At 65.9% G+C, this 18,957-nt stretch carries 22 protein-coding genes; 13 read left to right on the forward strand and 9 right to left on the reverse strand.

Annotation, left to right across the window (positions count from 1 at the left end; all coding sequences use genetic code 11):
* Positions 1–9 precede the first annotated feature (9 nt).
* The 10 genes from ACZYZF_RS22865 to ACZYZF_RS22910 all read left to right on the forward strand — a co-directional run bounded on the left by ACZYZF_RS22865 (position 10) and on the right by ACZYZF_RS22910 (position 10,431).
* Positions 10–774 carry an MlaE family ABC transporter permease gene (locus ACZYZF_RS22865; RefSeq protein ID WP_166906603.1) on the forward strand — a complete coding sequence of 255 codons (765 nt, stop codon included), beginning with the start codon at positions 10–12 and terminating at the stop codon, positions 772–774.
* A gap of 28 nt (positions 775–802) precedes the next feature.
* Complete coding sequence (locus tag ACZYZF_RS22870) at positions 803–1,645, forward strand: ABC transporter permease (protein ID WP_135452328.1); 843 nt, start codon at positions 803–805, stop codon at positions 1,643–1,645.
* 6 nt (positions 1,646–1,651) lie between these two features.
* Positions 1,652–2,854, forward strand: coding sequence for an MCE family protein (locus tag ACZYZF_RS22875; RefSeq protein ID WP_463746971.1), 1,203 nt, complete (start codon positions 1,652–1,654; stop codon positions 2,852–2,854).
* Positions 2,854–3,903, forward strand: a complete 1,050-nt coding sequence (locus ACZYZF_RS22880; RefSeq protein ID WP_463746972.1) for an MCE family protein — start codon at positions 2,854–2,856, stop codon at positions 3,901–3,903. The genes ACZYZF_RS22875 and ACZYZF_RS22880 overlap by 1 nt, the downstream gene beginning before the upstream one ends.
* The gene (locus ACZYZF_RS22885; protein WP_463746973.1) at positions 3,896–4,954 is read left to right on the forward strand and encodes an MCE family protein; all 1,059 of its coding nucleotides are present in this window, start codon (positions 3,896–3,898) and stop codon (positions 4,952–4,954) included. Before ACZYZF_RS22880 ends, ACZYZF_RS22885 begins: the two co-directional genes overlap by 8 nt.
* Entirely contained in the window at positions 4,951–6,366 is a 1,416-nt protein-coding gene (locus tag ACZYZF_RS22890) for an MCE family protein (RefSeq protein WP_463746974.1), read from the forward strand. The genes ACZYZF_RS22885 and ACZYZF_RS22890 overlap by 4 nt, the downstream gene beginning before the upstream one ends.
* A gap of 71 nt (positions 6,367–6,437) precedes the next feature.
* Positions 6,438–7,559, forward strand: a complete 1,122-nt coding sequence (locus ACZYZF_RS22895) for an MCE family protein (protein WP_463747228.1) — start codon at positions 6,438–6,440, stop codon at positions 7,557–7,559.
* Positions 7,560–9,248 (forward strand): MCE family protein, encoded by a 1,689-nt coding sequence (locus tag ACZYZF_RS22900; protein WP_463746975.1) that lies wholly within the window; start codon positions 7,560–7,562, stop codon positions 9,246–9,248.
* Positions 9,248–9,946, forward strand: a complete 699-nt coding sequence (locus ACZYZF_RS22905; RefSeq protein ID WP_463746976.1) for a mammalian cell entry protein — start codon at positions 9,248–9,250, stop codon at positions 9,944–9,946. The genes ACZYZF_RS22900 and ACZYZF_RS22905 overlap by 1 nt, the downstream gene beginning before the upstream one ends.
* Positions 9,946–10,431 (forward strand): mammalian cell entry protein, encoded by a 486-nt coding sequence (locus tag ACZYZF_RS22910; protein WP_463746977.1) that lies wholly within the window; start codon positions 9,946–9,948, stop codon positions 10,429–10,431. The genes ACZYZF_RS22905 and ACZYZF_RS22910 overlap by 1 nt, the downstream gene beginning before the upstream one ends.
* Positions 10,432–10,485: 54 nt before the next feature.
* On the opposite strand, the gene ACZYZF_RS22915 is transcribed toward ACZYZF_RS22910, so the two are convergent.
* The 5 genes from ACZYZF_RS22915 to ACZYZF_RS22935 form a co-directional block, all read right to left on the reverse strand.
* Positions 10,486–11,937 (reverse strand): alpha,alpha-trehalose-phosphate synthase (UDP-forming), encoded by a 1,452-nt coding sequence (locus ACZYZF_RS22915; protein WP_463746978.1) that lies wholly within the window; start codon positions 11,935–11,937, stop codon positions 10,486–10,488.
* A complete protein-coding gene (locus ACZYZF_RS22920; protein WP_454792276.1) occupies positions 11,938–12,102 on the reverse strand; it encodes a hypothetical protein in 165 nt (54 codons plus the stop codon).
* Between the two features lie 45 nt (positions 12,103–12,147).
* Complete coding sequence (locus ACZYZF_RS22925; protein ID WP_463746979.1) at positions 12,148–12,537, reverse strand: intersectin-EH binding protein Ibp1; 390 nt, start codon at positions 12,535–12,537, stop codon at positions 12,148–12,150.
* 108 nt (positions 12,538–12,645) lie between these two features.
* On the reverse strand, positions 12,646–12,978 hold the full coding sequence (locus ACZYZF_RS22930) for a hypothetical protein (protein ID WP_463746980.1): 333 nt from the start codon (positions 12,976–12,978) through the stop codon (positions 12,646–12,648).
* A gap of 56 nt (positions 12,979–13,034) precedes the next feature.
* A complete protein-coding gene (locus ACZYZF_RS22935; RefSeq protein WP_463746981.1) occupies positions 13,035–13,418 on the reverse strand; it encodes an intersectin-EH binding protein Ibp1 in 384 nt (127 codons plus the stop codon).
* A gap of 268 nt (positions 13,419–13,686) precedes the next feature.
* Between ACZYZF_RS22935 and ACZYZF_RS22940 the strand changes: the two genes are divergently transcribed.
* Together ACZYZF_RS22940 and ACZYZF_RS22945 are read left to right on the forward strand one after the other, a co-directional pair.
* Entirely contained in the window at positions 13,687–14,595 is a 909-nt protein-coding gene (locus ACZYZF_RS22940; protein ID WP_463746982.1) for an enoyl-CoA hydratase, read from the forward strand.
* 11 nt (positions 14,596–14,606) lie between these two features.
* Positions 14,607–15,440 (forward strand): SDR family oxidoreductase, encoded by an 834-nt coding sequence (locus tag ACZYZF_RS22945; protein WP_463836903.1) that lies wholly within the window; start codon positions 14,607–14,609, stop codon positions 15,438–15,440.
* 69 nt (positions 15,441–15,509) lie between these two features.
* Here ACZYZF_RS22945 and ACZYZF_RS22950 read toward each other — a convergent pair whose 3' ends face one another.
* Positions 15,510–16,397 (reverse strand): NAD(P)-dependent oxidoreductase, encoded by an 888-nt coding sequence (locus ACZYZF_RS22950; protein WP_463746984.1) that lies wholly within the window; start codon positions 16,395–16,397, stop codon positions 15,510–15,512.
* 41 nt (positions 16,398–16,438) lie between these two features.
* Between ACZYZF_RS22950 and ACZYZF_RS22955 the strand changes: the two genes are divergently transcribed.
* Complete coding sequence (locus tag ACZYZF_RS22955) at positions 16,439–16,873, forward strand: YdeI/OmpD-associated family protein (protein WP_463746985.1); 435 nt, start codon at positions 16,439–16,441, stop codon at positions 16,871–16,873.
* On the opposite strand, the gene ACZYZF_RS22960 is transcribed toward ACZYZF_RS22955, so the two are convergent.
* The 3 genes from ACZYZF_RS22960 to ACZYZF_RS22970 are packed head-to-tail and all read right to left on the reverse strand — an operon-like array spanning position 16,851 to position 18,956.
* On the reverse strand, positions 16,851–17,357 hold the full coding sequence (locus ACZYZF_RS22960) for a (2Fe-2S)-binding protein (RefSeq protein ID WP_463746986.1): 507 nt from the start codon (positions 17,355–17,357) through the stop codon (positions 16,851–16,853). The genes ACZYZF_RS22955 and ACZYZF_RS22960 overlap by 23 nt on opposite strands.
* On the reverse strand, positions 17,350–18,237 hold the full coding sequence (locus tag ACZYZF_RS22965) for an FAD binding domain-containing protein (protein WP_463746987.1): 888 nt from the start codon (positions 18,235–18,237) through the stop codon (positions 17,350–17,352). The genes ACZYZF_RS22960 and ACZYZF_RS22965 overlap by 8 nt, the downstream gene beginning before the upstream one ends.
* Positions 18,234–18,956, reverse strand: a complete 723-nt coding sequence (locus ACZYZF_RS22970) for an SRPBCC family protein (protein WP_463746988.1) — start codon at positions 18,954–18,956, stop codon at positions 18,234–18,236. Before ACZYZF_RS22970 ends, ACZYZF_RS22965 begins: the two co-directional genes overlap by 4 nt.
* Between the last annotated feature and the right edge of the window lies 1 nt (position 18,957).

An 18,957-nucleotide genomic window follows, 5' to 3' on the forward strand; every position in this document is an offset into this window, starting at 1 on the left:
GAGTCCAGGTTGATCGAACAGCTTGCGGTTCCCGCCCGGGCCGTTGGCGGTTTCGTCGAGATGTCCTTGGACACGTTCGCCAAGATCTTTCGTCGACCCTTCCAGCTCAAGGAATTCCTCGACCAGACCTGGATGATTGCCCGCGTCTCGCTGGTACCCACGCTGTTGGTGGCCATTCCGTTCACGGTCCTGGTGGCCTTTACTCTCAATATTCTTCTCCGTGAGATCGGCGCAGCCGATCTGTCGGGCGCAGGTACTGCATTCGGCACCATCACGCAGTTGGGCCCGGTGGTGACTGTGCTCGTGGTCGCCGGTGCCGGCGCCACAGCGATCTGTGCCGACCTCGGCGCCCGCACCATTCGCGAGGAGATCGACGCGATGCGGGTGCTGGGCATCGACCCGATCCAGCGCCTGGTGGTGCCGCGCGTGCTGGCGTCGATGTTCGTCGCGCTGCTGCTCAACGGTCTGGTGTGTGCGATCGGCATCGCCGGCGGCTACGCGTTCTCGGTATTTCTCCAGGGGGTGAACCCCGGCGCCTTCATCAACGGCCTGACCGTGCTGACCGGGCTCGGCGAGCTCGTGCTGGCCGAGATCAAGGCTCTGCTGTTCGGCGTGGTGGCCGGCCTGGTCGGCTGCTACCGCGGGTTGACCGTCAAAGGAGGCCCGAAGGGTGTCGGTAACGCAGTGAACGAAACGGTGGTCTACGCCTTCATCTGCCTGTTCGTCATCAACGTGATCATGACGGCTATCGGCGTGAGAGTGCTGGTCCGTTGATGAGCGCTTGCGCGAAGAAGAGACAACCATGAGTTATGACGCCACCCTCCGCTTCCGGCGGCTGTTCCGCAGTGTGCCCAAGACCGTCGACAACATCGGCGAACAGGCACTGTTCTACGGCGAGACGATGCGGTACCTGCCCAACGCGGTCAACCGCTACCGCAAGGAGACCATCCGCCTGGTAGCCGAGATGACCATGGGCGCAGGCGCCCTGGTGATGATCGGTGGCACCGTCGGTGTCGCGGCCTTCCTCACCCTGGCCTCGGGCGGCGTCATTGCGGTTCAGGGTTATTCGTCGCTGGGCAACATCGGTATCGAGGCCCTGACCGGCTTCCTCTCGGCATTCCTCAACGTGCGCATCGTGGCACCGGTGATCGCCGGTATTGCCCTGGCCGCCACGATCGGCGCGGGCGCCACCGCTCAGCTGGGCGCGATGCGGGTGGCCGAGGAGATCGACGCCGTCGAAGCGATGGCCGTCCACGCGGTGTCCTATCTGGTCTCCACCCGGCTGCTGGCCGGGCTGATCGCGATCGTTCCGCTGTACTCGCTGTCGGTGCTGGCCGCCTTCTTCGCCGCGCGGTTCACCACCGTGTTCATCAACGGGCAGTCGGCCGGCCTCTACGACCACTACTTCAACACCTTCCTGATACCAAGCGACCTGTTGTGGTCCTTCCTCCAGGCGATCGTGATGGCCATCGCGGTGATGCTGGTGCACACCTATTACGGCTACAACGCCTCCGGCGGCCCCGTCGGCGTCGGTATCGCGGTCGGCCAGGCCGTGCGCACCTCGCTGATCGTCGTCGTCACCATCACCCTGTTCATCTCCCTGGCCGTCTACGGCGCGTCCGGCAACTTCAACCTCTCCGGGTAGGCGGCGATGTCAGACGCAACCTCCAAGCACCGCAGGCATGTGAGGATCGCTGCGGCGATCCTGGCGACGATCGTGGCCGTCGCCGTGGTGTTCACCTATCTGTCGTACACAGCAGCGTTCACGCCGACCGACACCGTCAGCCTGACCGCACCGCGAGCCGGCCTGGTGATGGAGCGCGATGCCAAGGTGAAGTACCGCGGCATCCAGATCGGCAAGGTCGCCGACATCGAATACGCCGGTCACGAAGCGAAGCTGACGCTGTCCATCAAGCGCGGCGAGATGCGCTACATCCCGTCCAACGCCACCGTGCGGATCGCCGGCAACACGATCTTCGGCGCCAAGTCGGTGGAGTTCCTGGCACCGGAGCAGCCGCAGGGCTCGCTGCGGCCGGGCAGCACAGTGGCCGCCAAGGACGTGCAGCTGGAGGTCAACACCCTTTTCCAGACGCTGTCGGATGTGCTCAACAAGATCGACCCGGTCAGCCTGAACGCCACGCTGACGGCACTCGGCGAGGGTCTGCGCGGCCATGGCGACGATGCGGGCGCGGCCTTGTCGGGCCTGAATTCCTACCTGCAGCAACTGAACCCGAAGTTGCCGACCCTGCAGGAGGACTTCGCCAAGGCCGCGGTGGTGGCCAACATCTACGGCGACGCCGGTCCGGACCTGGCCCGGATCGTCGACAACGTTCCGGCGCTGAACAAGACGATCGTCGACGAGAAGACCAACCTCAATGCCACGCTGCTGGCGGCCACCGGGCTGGCCAACAACGGCACCGCCACCCTGGAGCCGGCGGCTGACGACTACATCGCGGCGATCCAGCGGTTGCGGGCACCGCTGAAGGTCGCCGGCGATTACTCGCCGGAAATCGGCTGTCTCCTGCGCGGTGTGTCCATCGGCGTCGACCGGTTCGCCCCGATCATCGGCGGTATCCGGCCCGGCCTGTACGTCAACTCCAACTTCCTTCCGGGATCCCCGGCGTACACCTATCCGGAGAGCCTGCCGATGGTGAACGCCTCCGGCGGGCCGAACTGCCGCGGCCTTCCCGACATACCCACCAAGCAATTCGGCGGCAGCTGGTACCACGCCCCGTTCGTGGTCACCGACAATGCGTACATCCCGTTCCAGCCGAACACCGAAGTGCAGTTCGACGCGCCCGCGACGCTGCAGTTCCTGTTCAACGGTGCGTTCGCAGAAAGGGACCGATTCTGATGACGTCCGGCGCAGGCACTGATCGGACCATGCTCAAGGTCGGCATCTTCACCGTTGCGATGCTGTTGGTGGCAGCCATGCTGGTGGTGGTCTTCGGCGAGTTCCGCTTTGCCTCGGCCCACAGCTACCACGCCACGTTCAGCGAGGCGTCGCGGCTGAAGGCCGGGCAGGACGTCCGCATCGCCGGGGTTCCGGTGGGCAAGGTCAACGACGTCAAGCTGAACCCCGACAACACTGTCGATGTCGCCTTCGACGTCAACAAGCGGTACCAGCTCTACACATCGAGCCAGGCCAAGGTCCGCTACCTGAACCTCGTCGGCGACCGTTTCCTGGAGATCACCTCGGGCCCGGGGGAACTGCGCAAGCTGGCGCCCGGCGCGACCATCCCGGCACTGAACACCCAGCCGGCCCTCGACCTCGATGCGCTGTTGGGCGGATTACGGCCGGTGCTCAAGGGCCTGGACGGCGCGAAGGTCAACGAGATCTCCAACGCGGTGATCGAGATGCTGCAGGGCCAGGGCGGCGCGTTGGCGAACATGTTGACCAGCACCAGCGCCTTCACCCAGAACCTGGCCGCCCGCGATCAACTCATCGGTGACGTGATCACCAACCTCAACACTGTGCTCAGCACGGTGGACGAGAAGGGCACTCAGTTCGATACCAGCGTCGACGAGCTGCAGAAGCTGATCACCGGCCTATCCGAGGGCCGTGATCCGATCGCCGGCGCGATCGAACCGCTGGCCTCGGCCGAGAACGACCTGACCGACATGCTGGAGAAGTCCCGCCGCCCGTTGCAGGGAGTCATCGAGAATGCCCGCCCGCTGGCGCAGCGCCTCGACGAACGCAAGGGCGATGTCAACAAGGTCATCGAGCCGTTGGCGGAGAACTACCTGCGGCTCAACGCACTCGGTGCCTACGGCTCGTTCTTCAACATCTTCTACTGCTCGGTCCGCTTGAAGGTCAATGGACCTGCGGGCAGCGACATCCTGATTCCGTTCGGCGGCCCGCCGGACCCGTCTAAGGGGAGGTGTGCGCCGAAGAATGACTAGTTCGCGTGAGTCGAATCCCGTGCGTACCGGGATCCTCGGCATCTTCGTGGTGGCGTGTCTGGTCCTGGTGTCGTTCGGCTATACCGGCCTGCCGTTCTTCCCGCAGGGCAAGCAGTTCGAGGCCTATTTCAGCGATGCCGGTGGGATCTCGCCGGGCAACGACGTCAACATCTCGGGCATAACGGTCGGCAAGGTCACCGGGATCTCCCTGGCCGGCGACGCCGCCAAGGTCAAGTTCACCGTGAACCGGAACATCAAGGTCGGCGACCAGTCGCTGGTGGCGATCAAGACGGATACGGTGCTCGGCCAGAAGTCGCTTTCGGTGACCCCGAAGGGCTTCGGTACGTCGACGGTTATCCCATTGGGACGCACCACGACTCCGTACACGCTGAACACTGCGCTGCAGGATCTCGGGCAGAACGTCAGCGAGTTGGACAAGCCGAAGTTCGAGCAGGCGCTGCAGACGCTCACCGACACGTTGCGCGACGCCACCCCACAGTTGCGCGGTGCCCTGGACGGCGTCACGAACCTGTCCCGCACCATCAACAAGCGGGATGAGGCCCTCGAGGGGTTGCTGGCCCACGCCAAGCGCGTGTCGGATCTCCTGGCCAAGCGGGCCGGGCAGGTCAACCAGCTGCTGAACGACGGCAATCAGCTGTTCGCCGCGCTCGATGAGCGCAGGCAGGCGCTGAGCAACCTGATCGCCGGTATCGATGATGTATCCAAACAGCTTTCGGGATTCGTCGCCGATAACCGCAAGGAGTTCAAGCCGGCGCTGGAGAAGCTCAATCTGGTGATGGACAACCTGCTGGAGCGGCGCGAGCACATCGGTGAGGCGCTCAAGCGGCTGCCGGGGTATGCCACCGCGCTCGGCGAGGTGGTGGGCTCGGGCCCCGGGTTCCAGATCAACCTGTACGGACTGCCGCCGGCGGCCATGTCCGAGGTACTTCTCGACACCTACTTCCAGCCGGGCAAACTGCCCGACAGCCTCGCCGACATGCTGCGTGGCTACATCTCCGAACGGGTAATCGTTAGGCCGAAATCGCCATGACAGTGCCAATTTCACGAGAAATTTCGGTCTCATCCGGCCGCAACCGGTGGTTGCGCATTGCGCTGGCCGCAGTACTGCTGGCGGTCCTCGCCGTCGGCGTGTACCAGGTGTGGCCTTCACGCACCGGCCCCAAGCTCACCGCGTACTTCACCAATGCCGTCGGGTTGTACCCCGGCGACGAGGTGCGGATCGTCGGCGTGCCGGTGGGCACGATCGACTCCATCGAACCGCGGCCGACGGATGTCAAGATCGAGATGACCCTGGATCGCGGCGTCAAGGTGCCCGCCGACGCCAAGGCGCTGATCCTGTCGCCGAACCTGGTGTCGGCCAGGTTCATTCAGCTGACCCCCGCCTACACAGAGGGCGACGTGATCGCCGACGGCGCGTCGATCGGACTCGACCGCACCGGAGTGCCCGTCGAATGGGACGAGGTCAAGGAGCAACTCACCCAGCTCAGTTCGCAACTCGGACCGCAGGCCAACTCGGTGCAGGGCCCGATCGCGGCGTTCGTCGACCAGGCCGCGACCACGTTCGACGGCAACGGCGACTCGTTCCGCAATGCGCTGCGTGAGTTGTCCCAGACCGCAGGCCGTCTGGGTGATTCGCGGACCGATCTGTTCGGCACGGTGAAGAACCTGCAGATCCTCGTCGACGCGCTGTCCAACAGCAACGAACAGATCGTGCAGTTCACCAATCATGTGGCGTCGGTGTCGCAGGTGCTGGCGGACAGCGCCAGTGGCCTCGACGAGACCCTGGGCACGCTGAATCAGGCACTCGGTGACGTTCGCGGTTTCCTGAACGAGAGCAATGATGCGCTGATCGCCCAGGTGGGCAAGCTGGCCGACTTCACCCAGATTCTCACCGACCACAGTGACGACATCGAACAGATCCTTCACGTCACGCCCAACGGTCTGGCGAACTTCTACAACATCTACAACCCGGCGCAGGGCACTGTCGGTGGTCTGCTGTCGCTGCCCAACTTCGCCAACCCGGTGCAGTTCCTGTGCGGTGGAAACTTCGACACCGGCGCGAACCCGGACAACTACAAGCGCGCCGAGATCTGCCGGCAACGGATGGCGCCGGTGCTGCGCCGCATCACGATGAACTACCCGCCGGTGCTGTTCCATCCGGTCAACACCATCACCGCCTACAAGGGTCAGATTCAATACGACACCCCGGCGACCGAGGCGAAGTCGGAGACCCCGGTGCCGTACCTGCAGTGGCAGAACGCGCCTGGCGTCACCCCGCCGCAGATCCCGTCGGACGCGACGCTGAGCTCGTTGATCCTGCCGCCGGATGCACCCGCGCCGGCAGCCGGAACCGGGGTAGGGCCCGCACCCGGACCCGCGCCGGCAGATGCGCCCGCGCCCGGACCTGTAGCCGCGCCCGCTGAAGCTGGGGCCGGCGGATGATGAGGGGTAAAGCATTGAGGGGTAAGGTATCCCGGATCGGCGGTCGCACACTGGCGATCGGCAGTGGCGCCATGCTGCTGGCCGGCTGCCAGTTCGGCGGACTCAACTCGCTGAACATGCCCGGTACCGAAGGGCACGGGTCCGGTTCCTACACCATCACCGTGCAGCTGCCCGATGTGGCGACCCTGCCGCAGAACTCACCGGTGATGGTCGACGACGTGACCGTCGGCAGCGTGTCGGGGGTGGATGCGGTCCAGCGCTCGGACGGCACCTTCTACGCGGCGGTGCAACTGTCGCTGAACGGTGACGTCAAGCTCCCGGCGAATGCCGTTGCGCGCGTTGCCCAGACCTCGTTGCTCGGCTCCCAGCACATCGAGTTGGCCGAACCTGTCGATCGACCGGCCGAAGGGCGCCTGGGTCAGGGTTCCAACATCTCGCTGTCCCAGAGCGATCGTTATCCGACCACCGAGGAAGTGCTCTCCTCGCTGGGCATGGTGGTCAACAAGGGCAATCTCGGTGCGCTGCAGGACATCACCGACGAGGCTTACGCGGCCGTCGCAGGGCGGGCCGGCACCTTCGCCGATCTGATCCCGCGATTGGCCGAGCTGACCGCGTCGCTGGACCAGCAGACCAACGACATCGTCGCGGCCGCCGACGGGCTGAACCGGTTCGCGTCGATCCTGGCCCGGAGCCAGGACAGCCTGGGCCGCACGCTCGACACGCTGCCCGGTGCGCTCAAGGTGCTCAACGACAACCGGTCCAACATCGTCGACGCGTTCACCGCGCTGCGCAGCTTCGCCCAGGTCGGCTCGCGGATCCTGTCGCAGACCAAGGACGATTTTGCGGCCGACCTCAAGGATCTCTATCCGGTCATCAAGGCGTTGAACGACAACGCCGACGACTTCATCAAGGACCTCGAGTTCCTGCCGACCTTCCCGTTCCACTACAAGTACCTGCGCCAGGCGGTGCGAGGCGACTACCTGAACGTGTACGTCACCTTCGACCTGACCCTGCGCCGGTTCGGGGAGTCGATCTTCACCACCGGGGGCTTCGACCCCAACATGAAGCACCTCAGTGAGGTGATCAATCCGCCGGACTTCCTGACCGGGGCGATGGCCAACCTGTCCGGTCAGGCTGCCGATCCGTTCAAGATCCCGGCCGGAACTGCCACCCAGCACGAGGAGAAGCCGTAGATGATCGACCGGCTCACCCGTATACAGCTGATGATCTTCGGGGTCGTCACGGTGCTCACTGTGGGTGCCATCTCGCTGTTCTATCTGCACCTGCCCGCTGCGGTCGGTATCGGCACCTATCACGTCAACGCCAACTTCCTGGCCGGTGGCGGGATCTACCAGAACGCCAACGTCACCTACCGTGGCGTCACGGTCGGGCGGGTGGATTCGGTGGGCTTGGCAACCGATGGCGTGGTCGCCAAGATGCAGCTCAACAGCAACACGGCGATTCCCGACAACGTCACCGCCACGGTCAAGAGTGTCTCGGCCGTCGGTGAGCAGTACATCGATCTGATCCCACCGGAGTCACCATCGACCGACAAACTCCGCAATGGCGCCACCATCAAGCAGGAGAACACCCGGGTCGGCCAGGACATCGCCGGGATGCTTCACGAAGCCGACACCCTGGTCAGCAGCATCGGCAACAGCCGGCTGCAGGATCTGCTGCGTGAGACTTTCAAGGCGTTCAACGGGTCGGGGCCGGAACTGGCCCGGCTGATCGAATCTTCACGACTGCTGATCGACGAGGCCAACGCCAACTACGGTGAGACCACTCAGCTGATCGACCAGGCCGGACCGTTCCTGGAAGCCCAGATGCGCAGTGGCGACAACATCCGCTCTCTGGCCGACGGACTGGCCCGGTTCACCGGTGAGGTGAACAAGGCTGATCCGCAGCTTCGCGCCACCCTCAAGACCGTTCCGGGCGCCACCGAGGCCGCCAACACAGCGTTCAGCGGCATCCGGCCCACGTTCCCGGTGCTGGCGGCCAACCTGGCGAACTTCGGCCGCATCGGGGTGATCTACAGCAAGTCGATCGAACAGGCGCTCGTGATCTTCCCGGCGCTGATGGCAGCGCTGAGCACCGTTGCCGGCGGGGCGCCCGCCGACGAGGGCGCCAAGCTGGACTTCAAGATCGACCTCGGTGATCCGCCGCCCTGCAACACGGGCTTCATCCCGGCGACCCAGATCCGCTCGCCGGCCGACGAGACCCTGCGGGAGCTCCCGCCCGATCTGTACTGCAAGACCGCGCAGAATGATCCGGCAGTGGTGCGCGGTGCACGCAACTACCCGTGCATGGAGTTCCCCGGAAAGCGGGCACCCACCATCCAGCTGTGCCGTGATCCCAAGGGCTTTGTGCCGATCGGCAGCAACCCGTGGCGCGGTCCGCCGGTTCCGTACGGCACGCCGATCGAAGACGGGCGTAACATCCTGCCGCCCAACAAGTTCCCGAACATCCCGCCGCAGGTGGATCCGGATCCGGGCCCGCCCGTGGTGCAGCTGCCACCCGGAGCCGAGCCCGGTCCCGGCCCCGCGCCGCACGCGCCGTTCCCGCTGCCGGTGCCGCCGAACAAGCCGGGAACGCCGCCGCCGCCGTGGCCGTACTTCGCGCCACCGGATCAGATCGTGCCGCCGTACGGCCGGACGCCTCCCGGGGCTCCGGAAGCTCCGGCTCCGGCGCCCGCTCCAGATGCGCCGTTGCCGGCCGAGGCACCACCTCTGGCCAGTGCACCCGCGTCGGCCACCTACGATCAGCACAGTGGGGTCTTCGCTGACGCCGAGGGAGGCACCGGCGTATACGCAGCCGGCGCCGACAAACTGGCACCAGCGGAGACCTGGGTAGACCTGATGTTGGATCCAAGGCAGGCTTGATGATCGAAGAAACCGCCTCGAACACGAGGCCGGTGCGTAGGCGCGCGTCCAGGGCGGCCGGCCCCACCCGGGCCGGGTCCGCCGGCGAGGTGACCGAGACCGCGGTGGTGGTGGAGCCCTCGGCCAAGACGGCGGCCAAGCCATCCCAGCCGGCACCGCTCAAAGCGCCGCCCCGGCGGCGCCCCCACCGCACCCTGGTGGCCCTGGTGGCGGCCCTCACGCTGGGCCTGGGGACCGTGGCGTTGGGAGCGCTGGCCTACGTGATGCGCGATCAGCAGCATGCGGTGGACGCCGTGCAGGCCCGCGACGAGAGCTTCGTCGATACCGGGAAGCAGACCGTGATCAACATGTTCAGCTACACCCAGGACACGATCGACGAGAGCGTCAACCGCTTCATCGACGGCACCAGCGGCCCGCTGCGCGACATGATGAGCCAGGGGAGCAACGCCGACAACCTCAAGGCATTGTTCCGCGACACCAAGGCCAGCTCGGAGGCTGTGATCAACGGCGCGGCGCTGGAGAAGGTCGACGAGATCGCCGGGAACGCCTCGGTGCTCGTGGCGGTGCGCGTCACGGTCACCGACGTGGACGGCGTCAATTCGCCGACCCGCCCCTACCGACTGCGGGTGATCGTGCACGAGGACGACAACGGGCACATGACCGGATACGACCTCAAGTACCCCGACGGTGGAAACTGATGCGCTCTAAACTCACTTCCCTGTTGATCGGTCTGCTGACGGTGGCGTTCGTCGGGTTGGCCGCGGTAGGTGGCTCGCTGTATTGGAACCGCGTGTCGCAGCGCGGCCAGGAGACCACCAGGGCTGAACTTCCGACGCTGGCGGCCGAGCAGATCCCGAAGGTGTTCGGTTACGACTATCAGACCGTCGAGCGCAGCCTGATGGAGACGTATCCGCTGCTCGCCCCCGACTTCCGGCAGCAGTTCGAACAGGATGCCACCGCCAAGGTGATCCCTGAGGCACGCAAGCGTCAGCTGGTGGTCCAGATCAGCGTCGTCGGCATCGGTGTGATGACCGCGCAGCGTGATTCCGGGTCCGTGCTGGTGTACATGAATCGCACCGTGACCGACCAGTCCCGCCAGCCGCTGTATGACGGCAGCCGACTGCGCGTCGACTACCGCAAGATCGGTGGGAACTGGTTGATCAACGCCATCAAGCCGATTTGAGCCGGCGCTCAGAAACGCGCGGACCCAGCGCTCAGAAACGCGCGGACCCAGCGCTCAGGCTGAATTCGCGCTTCCGAGCGCGGCCAGAAACGCGCGGGCCCACCGGTCCACATCATGGGCCAGCACTTGGCGACGCAATGCGCGCATCCGCCTCTTGCCTTCCTCGGGGCTCTGGCTCAGCGCCGCCTCGACCGCATCCTTGACGCCCTCGAGATCGTGCGGGTTGGTCAGATAGGCCTGTCGCAGCTCGGCGGCCGCGCCGGTGAACTCCGACAGCACCAGGGCTCCACCGAGGTCGCTGCGGCAGGCTACGTACTCCTTGGCGACCAGGTTCATCCCGTCGCGGAGCGGGGTGACCAGCATGACGTCGGCGGCGACGAAGAATGCGATGAGCTCGTCACGCGGCACCGGCCGGTGTAGGTAGTGCACCAATGGATGCCCGACCTCGCCGTACTCACCATTGATGTGACCGACCTGGCGCTCGATGTCCTCGCGCATCGCGATGTAACTCTCGACCCGTTCGCGGCTCGGTGTGGCCAGCTGGACCAGCACGGTGTCGTCGCGCTTGATCCGGTCCTCTTCGAGCAGTTCGGTGAAGGCACGCAGACGGACGTCGATGCCCTTGGTGTAGTCCAGGCGGTCGACGCCGAGCAGGATCTTTCGCGGATTCCCGAGTTCGGCGCGGATCTGTCGGGCCCGCTGCCGGATGCTGCGGTTACGCGCCTTGGCGTCCAGATCGGCCGAATCGATCGAGATGGGGAAGGCCCCGACCTTGACCGTGCGGAACCCGTAGGACACTTCGCCGAAGCGTGACCGCACGCCCACCGAGGCGCGGGTGGTGTTGGCCCCGACCAACCGCCGGGCCAGCACCAGGAAGTTTTGGGCGCCACCGGGAAGGTGGAACCCGACCAGGTCGGCGCCGAGCAGCCCCTCGATGATCTCGGTACGCCACGGCATCTGGATGAACAGTTCGACCGGCGGGAAGGGGATGTGCAGGAAGAAGCCGATGGTCACGTCGGGACGCAACATGCGCAGCATCTTGGGGACGAGCTGCAGTTGATAGTCCTGTATCCACACGGTGGCACCGGGTGCGGCGGCCCGGGCCGTGGCCTCGGCGAAACGCCGGTTCACCTCGACGTAGCTGTCCCACCATTTCCGGTGGTACACGGGCTTGACGATGAGGTCGTGGTACAGCGGCCAGAGTGTGGCGTTCGAGAAGCCCTCGTAATAGTTGGCCACGTCCTCTGCGGACAACCGGACCGGAAAAAGCTGCAGGTCGTCGTCGAGGATCGGCTCTTCGTCGCTGTCGGGAATGCCGGGCCAGCCGATCCAGGCGCCGCGCCGTTTGCGCAGCAGTGGCTCCAGCGCGGTGACCAGGCCGCCGGGGCTGCGCTTGAAGGTGGTGCTTCCGTCCGGTAGCCGCTCCATGTCGATGGGTAGGCGATTGGCCACCACGACGAAGTCAGAGTGCCCGGAGACGGCCTGCCGGCCGTCATCCGGACTCACTCAGGCCTCGGTTTTCGACGGTCCAATGCCGAGCATCGAGAGGAACATGCGGCACTCGTCGGCGTCGGTGGCATAGGTCGCCACGACACGGCGCGCCTGGCGGGCGGTGCTGTCGGCGAGCGGTTCGACGTCGTCGATGTCGGCGGTATCAGTTTTCGCAGGCATGACACAACTGTAGGCGACCGGGAGAGCCCCGGTCGCCGCACGCTGTCAGCCGATGGAACCGTGGACCGTCGGGCTGCTGCCGACGGTCGATTCGGGCACCGGTTGCGGCCCCTCGGACTGCTGTTCCTCGGCCAGGCCGATGCACTCGCCGGAGTTCGCGCCGGTGCAGGGGATGGAGCCGCCGCCACCGGGTGCGTTCACGGCGGGCAGGTTGGGGTTGCCTGGGATGCTGCTGAAATTGCCCGGCGAGTTCGGCACGGTGTGCGGGACACACATGTTCGTGTAGAGGTCTTCTTCTTCGCCCGTCGGGCAGGCGATCGCCGGGCCGGAAGACGCGGGTACGGAGAACGCGGCGATCGCCGGGGCGGCGGCCGCAGCGACTGCAAATCCGCCGGCAAAGATCAGTCGTTGCATCGAGATCGGGAAGGTCGCCATCGTCTCGTCACGCTTTCTCTAGTTATTCGATTGTTTCGTTGCAGGGATTCTAAGGAAGCTGAGAAGCTTCTGCATTGGTTCTATGAGGTGGCTGGGAACCGTCGGGGGCTAGGGGCTGGCGCTGATGGTGGACCGCGGAATGGGTCGCGGTCCTTCGGACTCGTCTTCCTCGGCCAGGCCGATGCACTCGCCGGCATTGTGGCCGGTGCACGGGATGGCGCCGCCTCCGCCGGGCAGATCTACCGCCGGCAGGTCTGGATTGCCGGGGATACCGCTGAACGGGGAGGGCGAATTCGGCACGAGGAACGGCGTGCAGGTGGTGGTGTAGACGTCCTCTTCCTCACCGGAGGTGCAGGTTGCCTGGGCGGCCGGCGCGCCGAGCAGGAGGAACAGCGCGCAGCCGACGCCGGAGAGTGCGGCGGGTACAACGACCGATTTCACCTCCGCAGTCTAGGACTGCTGAGGGTTTACTGTGCGGTGACTGCGGTCGCGCTGAGTCAGCCGATGGAACCGTGGACCGTCGGGCTGCTGCCGACGGTCGATTCGGGCACCGGTTGCGGCCCTTCGGACTGCTGTTCCTCGGCCAGGCCGATGCACTCGCCGGAGTTCGCGCCGGTGCAGGGGATGGAGCCGCCGCCACCGGGTGCGTTCACGGCGGGCAGGTTGGGGTTGCCTGCGACACTGCTGAAATTGCCCGGCGAGTTCGGCACGATGTCGGGGACGCACACGTTCGTGAAGGTGTCCTCTGTTTCCCCGTTGGGGCACGAGGCCAGTGACTGAGTGGGCGCCGACAGCACCGTGAGGGCCGGGGCCGCAGCGATGGCTGCGGCAATGCCGGCCGCGACGGCGAAGCGACGGATGCCGGACGGGTGGATAGCCATTGTCGTGCTTTCTCTTCAAGGCCTGAAAAGGTTTGCTGAATACCCGGCCGCGGTGGTCCGATCACGGTTGTCCGTGAAGTCTTGTTGCCTTTCGTATTTTACGCTCTACAAGGGTAAATCGCTGTGAAAAGGATTCCGGTGCGGCGGTGTCGAGCAGCGTGCTGTGAGGCTGCTGCGTGATAGCTGTGATCCCGGTGTGAGCCGGGTTACGTGATACACGTAATGTGCAGTCCGTAACTTACTTACCCTGACTAAGAGGTGGTCCGATATGGCCGGTCCCGATGACGCAGTACGTCAGGTCGAATACGAGACACTCGATGACGGCCGCATCGCCAGGATTTGGCTGAACCGTCCGGGTGCGCAGAACGCCCAGTCGCGGACCCTGTTGGTGCAACTCGACGAGGCGTTCGGCCGGGCCGAGGCCGATGATGCCGTCCGCGTGGTGATCCTGGCCGCGCGTGGCAAGAACTTCTCGGCCGGCCATGACCTCGGTTCCGAAGAGGCCCTGGCCGAACGTGCGCCGGGCCCGAGCCAGCACCCGACGTTCCGTTCCCACGGTGCCACCGCCGCCGGCGTCACCGAGCGGACCTACTTGCAGGAGTGGCACTTCTACTTCGAGAACACCCGGCGTTGGCGGGATCTGCGCAAGATCACCATCGCGCAGGTGCAGGGCAACGCGATCTCGGCGGCCCTGATGCTGATCTGGGCCTGCGACCTGATCGTGGCCGCCGATGACGCGAAGTTCAGCGATGTCGTCGGAGTGCGGATGGGGATGCCGGGAGTCGAGTACTACGCGCACCCGTGGGAGTTCGGCGCACGCAAGGCCAAAGAGCTGCTGCTGACCGGTGATTCGATCGACGCCGATGAGGCGTACCGGTTGGGCATGGTGTCCAAGGTGTTCGCGCGCGACGAACTCGAAGACAAGACACTGGAATTCGCAAGGCGCATCGCCGAGCGGCCGACGATGGCGGCCTTGTTGGTCAAGGATTCTGTCAACGCGGCCAGCGACGCCATGGGCTTCACCGAAGCGCTGCGCCATGCATTCCACATCCACGAACTCGGGCACGCGCATTGGGCGTCGGTCAATGAGAACCGTTGGCCGGTGGGTATGCCGCCCGATGTTCCCGACTGGCGGACGCTGGGTGCCCCGAAACCGGCCCGACGAGATACACCATAAGGATGACGCAAATGGAACTGTCGTTGAAGGATCGCACCTATTTGGTCACCGGTGGCGGTAGCGGCATCGGAAAGGGTGCCGCGGCTGCGATCGTCGCCGCCGGCGGTAACGCAATGTTGATGGGGCGCAATGCCGACAAGCTGAGCGCGGCTGCTGACGATCTCGGTGCGCAGGGACCCGGATCGGTGCGTTACGAGCCTGCCGACGTTACCAACGAGGACGAGGTCCGCCGAGCCGTCGACGCCGCCACTGCCTGGCATGGCCAGCTGCACGGTGTGGTGCACAGTGCCGGCGGATCGCTGACCATCGGTCCGATCACCCAGATCGACTCCGAACTGTGGCGCCAGACGGTCGATCTGAACGTCAACGGCACGATGTACCTGATCAAGCACGCGGGCCGGGAGATGGTCCGCGGTGGCGGCGGCTCGTTCGTCGGCATCTCCTCGATCGCGTCGAGCAACACCCACCGGTGGTTCGGTGCGTACGGCGTGAGCAAGGCGGCGTTCGACCATCTGCTCAAACTGGCCGCCGACGAGCTGGGGCCGTCCTCGGTGCGGTTCAACAGCATCCGGCCAGGCTTGACCCGCACCGAGATGGTCGGCCCGGTCTTCGAACTCCCCGCAGCTCGCGACGACTACGAGGCCTGCACACCGATGCCGCGGTTCGGTGAGGTCGAGGACATCGCCAACCTGGCGGTGTTCCTGCTCAGCGACGCCGCCGGGTGGATCACCGGCCAGGCCATCGGTGTCGACGGCGGTCACGCTCTGCGCCGCGGCCCCGACATCTCGGGAATGCTGGAACCGCTGTACGGCGCCGACGGTCTGCGCGGAGTCGTCGCCGAGTAGTTTCGCGTTTGACCTTGCGCTGAAGATTGCAGTCACCAGCTGACCGCAATCTTCAGCGTTGTCGCGTTTCTAGGCCGGTCCGGCGGCTCCGGCCTCCCAGGCGCTGAGCGCACCGACCGCCGACCAGTCGAGTTCGCCGCCGCCGGTGGCCAGCAGCGTGAGGAAACGGTCGCGCAGCAGGCTGGCGACGGGCAGTGGCACCTGCAGTTCCTCACCGGCACTGAGCGCCAGTTTGACGTCCTTGAGACCGAGTGGGGCGGCGAAACCCGCCGGCCTGAACTCCTCACGGGCCAGCAACCCGCCGTAGGTGTGGTACACCGGCGCGTCGAACAGCGTCGAGGTCAACAACTCCAGGTACTGCTGTTTGTCCACGCCGGCCTTGCCCACCAGAGCCATTGCCTCACCGAGGGATTCGATCACCGAGGCGATCAGGAAGTTGCCGCTGATCTTGACGAGGTTCGCGGCGTGTGGGTCTTGGCCGAGGACGAATGTGCGCTGCCCGATCGCATCAAAAATCGGCGACACCGTCTCGACAGTTGCCGGGGCGCCGGCCGCCACGACGAACAACTTGGCTGCCGCAGCGGCCTCGGGCCTGCCGAACACCGGGGCGGCGACGAAACCCTGGCCGGCTCCACCGTGTTCATCGGTGAGCCGCTGGGCGAGGGCGACGCTGATGGTCGATGACGATACGTGCACGGCGCCGGGGGCCAGCTCCGCAAGGATGCCGTTGTCCCCGAACGTCACTGCCTCCACCGCGGTGTCGTCGGCCAGCATCGTGACCACCGCGTCGCCACGGCACGCGTCGGCCACCTCGGTTGCCGGGTGCGCGCCCAGGGTGGTCAGCGCGGTCACCTTGCCGGGTGATCTGTTGTATGCCGTGACCTCGTGTCCGGCCTTGATCAGGTTGGCGGCCATGGCCGCGCCCATGTTGCCCAGTCCGATGAAACCGATCTTCATCCCTCCACTTGTACCGGCTACGTTGGGCAGCGGGAGGGATCATGAAGTTCTCGACGGAAATGCTCCAGATGGGTAACAACACCGGCATCGAGGTGCCTGTTCATGTGGTGGACGCCCTGGGGGCAGGAAAACGCCCAGCAGTCGTCGTCGACGTTAACGGCTACCGGTACCGCTCGACCATCGCGCCGATGGGCGGCAAGTTCCTGATTCCGTTCAGCGCCGAGCGGCGCAACGAGTCCGGTATCAGCGGTGGTGATGCCATCGACGTGGACCTGACGGTTGACGTCGAGCCGCGCACCGTGGAAGTGCCCGATGACCTGCGGGCCGCCCTGGCGGGATCAGCGGAGGCCGCCGCCAAGTGGGAGCGCCTGTCCTACAGCAAACAAAAAGCCCACGTCACGGCGGTTCAAGGAGCCAAAGCTGCTGATACCCGTTCCCGCCGCATCGCGAAAGTCATTGCTGAGCTAGAGGCTTGAGGTCGGCACTGTTCTCATCGTGGTCGCAGGCCCGGTGCACGGCGTTGACGATGCCCTGGTAGCCGGTGCACCTGCAGAAGTTCCCCGAGAGCCCCTCGCGGATCTCCCCGTCGGTGGGGTTCGGATTGTCGCGCAGCAACGCGGTGATCGAGGTGACGAATCCCGGCGTACAGAAGCCGCACTGCAGGCCGTGGCATTCCTTGAGGGCGGACTGTACCGGCGACAGCTCCCCGTCCGGGCCGGCGATGCCCTCGACCGTCGTCACCTCCTGGCCGTCCACCTGAACGGCGAACACCAGGCATGACCGGACTGCCTGGCCGTCCAACAGGACTGTGCAGGCACCGCACGCTCCGTGCTCGCAGCCGAGGTGGGTGCCGGTGAGGCCGCAGTTGTCCCGCAGGAAATCGGCCAGGGTCACGCGTGGCTCCACGACATCCTGGTAGTCACGCCCGTTGACCGAAACCGCAAGCGGCAGTTCATGCATTGAGAGCCTCCTCGGTGGCGTGCGTGATTGCCTGGGTCCAGGCTCTGGACACCATGGCGGCGCCGACCCGCGCCCGGTAGGACGCCGAGCCCTGCAGGTCGGAAGGGATGTCGGTGAGTTCGGACATTGCCAGGCGGCCGATCTCATCGGCGGTGACGCCGCCGATCGGGGTGCCGAGCACCGCAGACTCGGCTCCGGTGGCGCGCAGTGGCGTGGAGCCGAGCCCGAGCAGGCCGATGCCGCAGTGGGTGATCCGGTCGTCCTCGTCGAGCTCGAAACCGACCACGGCGCCGGCAATCGCGAAATCACCGTGGCGACGGGCAAATTCGGCAATCCCGAATCCGCTGCGTCCTGATGCCACCGGGAAGCGCACGGCGGTCAGGATCTCGTCGGCGGCCAGCGACGTTTCCCACAGGCCGGTGAAGAACTCCGTGGCGGGGATCTGGCGGGTGCCGCGTGACGAGGTGGCCTCGACGGTCGCGTCGAGCGCGAGGGCGACAGCCGCGTACTCGGCGGCCGGATCGGCATGTGCGATCGCACCTCCCAGGGTGCCGCGGCTGCGGATCTGGAAGTGGCCGATGTGCGGCGTGGCCATGGTCAGCAGCGGGACGGACTCGGCGATCTCGTCGTCCAGGCCCACCATCGCGTGCGGGGTCGCCGCACCGATCCGGATCTCGTTGCCCTGCAAGGCGATGTCGTTGAGTTCGGCCACTCGCGAGATGTCGATCAGGTTCTCGAAGTGCGTCAGGCGCATGGCCAGCATCGGTACCAGGCTCTGACCGCCGGCCAGAATCTTGGCGTCCTCGCCGAACTCACCGAGCATGGCGACCGCCTCGGTGACCGTAGCGGGCCGGTGATAGGCGAACGGGGCGGGCTTCATGCCACCAACCGGAGCAGTGCGGCGTGCAGATCCTCGGACGTCAGACCGGTGCTCTTACGCCTGTTGCGCCCGGCCCGGCCGGCCAGGAACCCGAGCAGGCCCGCGGCGGCGACGGCTCCGATGGCCGGCGCGAAGCGTTTGGCCATCGGCACCGCCATCACCTTGGCCAAGGCCAACGCGTTGATCGGGGCGGCTTCTTGGGCTGCCTGTTGCGCAGCGGCCGAGCCGCTTTGGGCTGCCTGAGCGGCCGAGCCGCTTTGACCGGCCGGTGATGCCGCGCCGAGCAACTCCGCCTCCAGGCTGCGGGCGAACTGGTCGATCAGGCTGCCGGACACGTCCGCCAGCACGCCGCGGCCGAACTGGGCGGCCTTGCCGGAGATGGCCAGATCTGTGGTGACGACGACCAACGTGGCATCGCCTTCGTCCTTCAGCTGGGCCGTCACGATGGCCGAGGCGGTGCCGTTGCCGCGGGTCTCCTTGCCGTTGGCCTTGAGAACAACGCGCTGCGCCGCGGCGTCCTTCTCCTGGAACGTCGCATTTCCTTGGTAGGACACCGTGATCGGGCCGACCTTGACCTTGACCGCACCGGTGAAGTCGTCGCCGTCCACACTCAGCAGGGTGGCCCCTGGCAGACACGGAGCGACGCGTTCGACGTCGGTGAGCACTTCCCAAGTTTTCGCCGCCGGTACCGCGACCCGGAATTCGTTGTTGAGCTCCACG

Source organism: Mycobacterium sp. IDUB_24, assembly GCF_055419385.1.

Coding starts and splice junctions, on each gene's coding strand:
- ACZYZF_RS22935 (WP_463746981.1), bottom strand. CDS start 13,418: ATGGCTATCCACCCGTCCGGCATCCGTCGCTTCGCCGTCGCGGCCGGC.
- ACZYZF_RS22920 (WP_454792276.1), bottom strand. CDS start 12,102: ATGCCTGCGAAAACTGATACCGCCGACATCGACGACGTCGAACCGCTC.
- ACZYZF_RS22925 (WP_463746979.1), bottom strand. CDS start 12,537: ATGGCGACCTTCCCGATCTCGATGCAACGACTGATCTTTGCCGGCGGA.
- ACZYZF_RS22885 (WP_463746973.1), top strand. CDS start 3,896: ATGACTAGTTCGCGTGAGTCGAATCCCGTGCGTACCGGGATCCTCGGC.
- ACZYZF_RS22940 (WP_463746982.1), top strand. CDS start 13,687: ATGGCCGGTCCCGATGACGCAGTACGTCAGGTCGAATACGAGACACTC.
- ACZYZF_RS22955 (WP_463746985.1), top strand. CDS start 16,439: ATGAAGTTCTCGACGGAAATGCTCCAGATGGGTAACAACACCGGCATC.
- ACZYZF_RS22910 (WP_463746977.1), top strand. CDS start 9,946: ATGCGCTCTAAACTCACTTCCCTGTTGATCGGTCTGCTGACGGTGGCG.
- ACZYZF_RS22950 (WP_463746984.1), bottom strand. CDS start 16,397: ATGAAGATCGGTTTCATCGGACTGGGCAACATGGGCGCGGCCATGGCC.
- ACZYZF_RS22905 (WP_463746976.1), top strand. CDS start 9,248: ATGATCGAAGAAACCGCCTCGAACACGAGGCCGGTGCGTAGGCGCGCG.
- ACZYZF_RS22880 (WP_463746972.1), top strand. CDS start 2,854: ATGACGTCCGGCGCAGGCACTGATCGGACCATGCTCAAGGTCGGCATC.
- ACZYZF_RS22945 (WP_463836903.1), top strand. CDS start 14,607: ATGGAACTGTCGTTGAAGGATCGCACCTATTTGGTCACCGGTGGCGGT.
- ACZYZF_RS22895 (WP_463747228.1), top strand. CDS start 6,438: ATGCTGCTGGCCGGCTGCCAGTTCGGCGGACTCAACTCGCTGAACATG.
- ACZYZF_RS22960 (WP_463746986.1), bottom strand. CDS start 17,357: ATGCATGAACTGCCGCTTGCGGTTTCGGTCAACGGGCGTGACTACCAG.
- ACZYZF_RS22890 (WP_463746974.1), top strand. CDS start 4,951: ATGACAGTGCCAATTTCACGAGAAATTTCGGTCTCATCCGGCCGCAAC.
- ACZYZF_RS22875 (WP_463746971.1), top strand. CDS start 1,652: ATGTCAGACGCAACCTCCAAGCACCGCAGGCATGTGAGGATCGCTGCG.
- ACZYZF_RS22900 (WP_463746975.1), top strand. CDS start 7,560: ATGATCGACCGGCTCACCCGTATACAGCTGATGATCTTCGGGGTCGTC.
- ACZYZF_RS22870 (WP_135452328.1), top strand. CDS start 803: ATGAGTTATGACGCCACCCTCCGCTTCCGGCGGCTGTTCCGCAGTGTG.
- ACZYZF_RS22965 (WP_463746987.1), bottom strand. CDS start 18,237: ATGAAGCCCGCCCCGTTCGCCTATCACCGGCCCGCTACGGTCACCGAG.